The sequence below is a fragment of the Streptomyces sp. PU-14G genome, assembly GCF_041028275.1.
GTDB lineage: Bacteria > Actinomycetota > Actinomycetes > Streptomycetales > Streptomycetaceae > Streptomyces.
On the sequence record NZ_JASKYT010000539.1, the window covers coordinates 1 to 3,065 of the forward strand.

Annotated in this window: 3 protein-coding genes; all 3 read left to right on the top strand. The window is 69.4% G+C overall.

Translation table 11 applies throughout. The annotated features are described in order from the left end of the window. Positions 1-130: 130 nt before the first annotated feature. Entirely contained in the window at positions 131-928 is a 798-nt protein-coding gene (locus AB8Z75_RS33000) for an SDR family NAD(P)-dependent oxidoreductase (protein WP_369208511.1), read from the top strand. A gap of 432 nt (positions 929-1,360) precedes the next feature. Beyond that, positions 1,361-2,488 (top strand): LLM class flavin-dependent oxidoreductase, encoded by a 1,128-nt coding sequence (locus AB8Z75_RS33005; RefSeq protein ID WP_369208513.1) that lies wholly within the window; start codon positions 1,361-1,363, stop codon positions 2,486-2,488. A 327-nt stretch (positions 2,489-2,815) separates the two neighbouring features. Further along, the coding region (locus tag AB8Z75_RS33010) for an amidohydrolase family protein (protein WP_369208515.1) at positions 2,816-3,065 on the top strand (250 nt) is incomplete at its 3' end.

Here is a 3,065-nt window from a genome sequence, read left to right on the forward strand (position 1 = left end):
GGGCCGTGGGCCGGGGCGGAGCAGCGCGCGGCCCCGTCCGTTCGGAGGGCGCCGTCCGTGCGGAGGGTGCCGTCCGTGCGGACGGGTGCCGTTCGGGTACGCGCCGTCGTCGTTCTTCGAGGAGGTCGTGATGGGCAAGCTGGAAGGGCGGGTACTTCTCGTCAGCGGGGCCGCGCGGGGCCAGGGTGCCGAGGAGGCACGGCTGTTCGCGGCCGAGGGCGGCAAGGTGGTGCTGGGCGACGTGCTGGACGCCCAGGGCGAGGAAGTGGCGGCGCAGCTGGGCCGTGAGCGTGCGCTCTACGTGCATCTGGACGTGCGCGACGAGGAGAGCTGGCGGGCGGCTGCCGACGCCGCTGAGCAGACTTTCGGCGCGGTGGACGGTCTCGTCAACAACGCGGGCGTCCTGCGCTTCAACGAGTTGTCCGGCACTCCGGTGGAGGAGTTCCGCGAGGTCGTCGAGGTCAACCAGACCGGCTGTTTCCTGGGAATGAAGACCCTCGCCCCGCGCCTCGTCCGCGCGGGCGGCGGCACCATCGTCAACACCGCCTCCTACGCGGCGCTGACGGGCATGGCCTTTCTGACCGCGTACGCCGCGAGCAAGGCCGCCATCGTGGGCATGACCCGTGTGGCGTCGATGGAGTTGGCGGACAAGGGGGTGCGCGTGAACGCGCTGTGCCCCGGCGCGATCGACACCCCGATGACGAACCCCGCCAGGGCCGTGGACAGCGGGCTGCCGCTGGACGGTGCCGCGGCGGGGGAGAGCGACACGGACGCCTTCTACGCGAAGCTCATCCCTCAGGGCCGTATGGGGCGCCCCGAGGAGGTGGCGCGGGCGGCTCTGTTCCTCAGCTGTGCGGACTCCTCGTACGTCACGGGGCAGCCCCTGGTCGTCGACGGCGGCTGGCTGGCGGGCGTCTCCGTGTTGTGAGATCCGTGCGCCGTCCAGACGGGACGGACGATTTGCTGCTTCGCTCGTGAAACGGGGTGGGGGCCTGCGGAGAACACTCCTGTGCTTCTCTCAGGAAGACTTCGCAAGGGCCGACGGTTTCGGTGACCAATCCTTCGCGCTTTCTTCACAACTGCGGCGCCGTCCGAGGGCGCGTCAGCCTGCTCGCGTGGCGCCGACTCGTCACGTGTTGCGCCAGCGTGCCCTGAGTCGCGGCATGTCCTCCCCCTTGGTGCCCGATTACCCGTTTCTCTGCCGGTCCGTCTCGGGTGGCACCCTCCGGTCCGGGGTGCGGCCGAGGCGCCGCCCACCGTATTGACGCCTTCACCCCGCGGTGCCAGAGTCGGACGCGACACGATCTGACGGCCCGTCAGGTTTCTGCCGTCGGAAACGCACCGAGGGAGAGATGACACCGTGGAATTCGGGCTCTTTGTTCAGGGATACGTGCCCGCCGCGCGGGCCAGGACCGATCCGCAGGCCGAGCACAAGGCACTGGTCGAGGAGACCGAGTACGTCATCCAGGCGGACAGGTCGGGCTTCAAGTACGCCTGGGCCTCCGAGCACCACTTCCTGGAGGAGTACAGCCACCTGTCCGCCAACGACGTCTTCCTCGGGTACCTGGCGCACGCCACCGAGCGCATCCACCTCGGCTCCGGCATCTTCAACCCGCTGCCCCAGGTCAACCACCCGGTGAAGGTCGCCGAGAAGGTCGCCATGCTCGACCACCTCTCCGGCGGCCGGATGGAGTTCGGTTCGGGCCGCGGGGCCGGCTCCCACGAGATCCTCGGGTTCCTGCCGGGCATCACCGACATGAACCACACCAAGGAGATCTGGGAAGAGACGATCGCCGAGTTCCCCAGGATGTGGCTGCAGGACGAGTACCAGGGGTTTCAGGGGAAGCACTGGTCGTTGCCCCCACGCAAGATCCTTCCCAAGCCGTACGGGGGCTCACACCCGGCGATGTGGTATGCGGCAGGCTCGCCCTCCTCGTACGCGATGGCGGCGAAGAAGGGGCTGGGGGTGCTCGGCTTCAGCGTGCAGAAGGTCTCCGACATGGAGTGGGTCGTCGACTCCTACAAGGGGGCCGTGGGAGACGCGGAGCCCGTCGGCGGATACGTCAACGACAACGTCATGGTCACCTCCACCGCGATCTGCGCCGAGACCACCGAGAAGGCCAAGCAGATCGCCGTGAGCGGCGGCCTGAACTACCTCCAGTCGCTCCTCTTCCGCTACCACGACACCTTCCCCCGCCCCGAGGGCATCCCCCAGTGGCCGGAGCTGATCCCCGAGTACACGGCGGAGATCGTCGACCTGCTCATCGCCGAGGAACTGATGATCTGCGGGAACCCGGAAGAAGTGCTGCGCCAGTGCAAGCGCTGGGAACAGGCCGGGGCCGACCAGCTCTCCTTCGGGCTGCCCATCGGGATCAGCTACGAGGACACGATGAACACCATCAAGCTCATCGGCGAGCACGTCATCCCGCAGATCGACACCGACCCCGTGCACCGCACCACCCGCTTCCGCGACGCGGCACGCAGCTGAGCCGGCCTTTGCCGAGCGTCACCGGGAGCGCCGCGGGACCAGCGTCACCGGGAGCGCCGCGGGACCAGCGTCACCGGGAGCGCCGCGGGACCAGCGTCACCCGGAGCGCCCCGAGACGAACGTCACCGAAAGCGCCACGAGAGCCGGGCCGCCTGGGGAGCCGGACGTCTCAAGGGCGGCGATTGCGAGGGCCGAGCCGCCCGGACAGCCGGACGTCTCAGGAGCGGCGACTGCGAGGGCCGAGCCGCCCGGACAGCCGGACTTTCCATCAGCGGTGGCTGCGAGGGCCGGACCACTCATGACGACCAAAGGGAGGACGTGCGCAGCATGCTTGACCACCTCATCACGGGCGCCACCGTCGTCGACGGCACCGGAGCACCGGCGTACTGCGCCGACGTCGGCCTGCGCGAAGGCCGCATCGCTCTCGTCGCCGAGCCCGGCACCGTCCGTGAGCAGTCCCGCACCCGGCAGGACGCGACCGGGCTCGTCCTGGCCCCCGGGTTCGTTGACCCGCACACCCACTACGACGCCCAGCTTTTCTGGGACCCGTACGCCACCCCCTCCATGAACCACGGCG

What these genes read in the sequence shown, in the direction of transcription:
- AB8Z75_RS33000 (WP_369208511.1), top strand. Translation starts at nt 131, where the DNA reads ATGGGCAAGCTGGAAGGGCGGGTACTTCTCGTCAGCGGGGCCGCGCGG.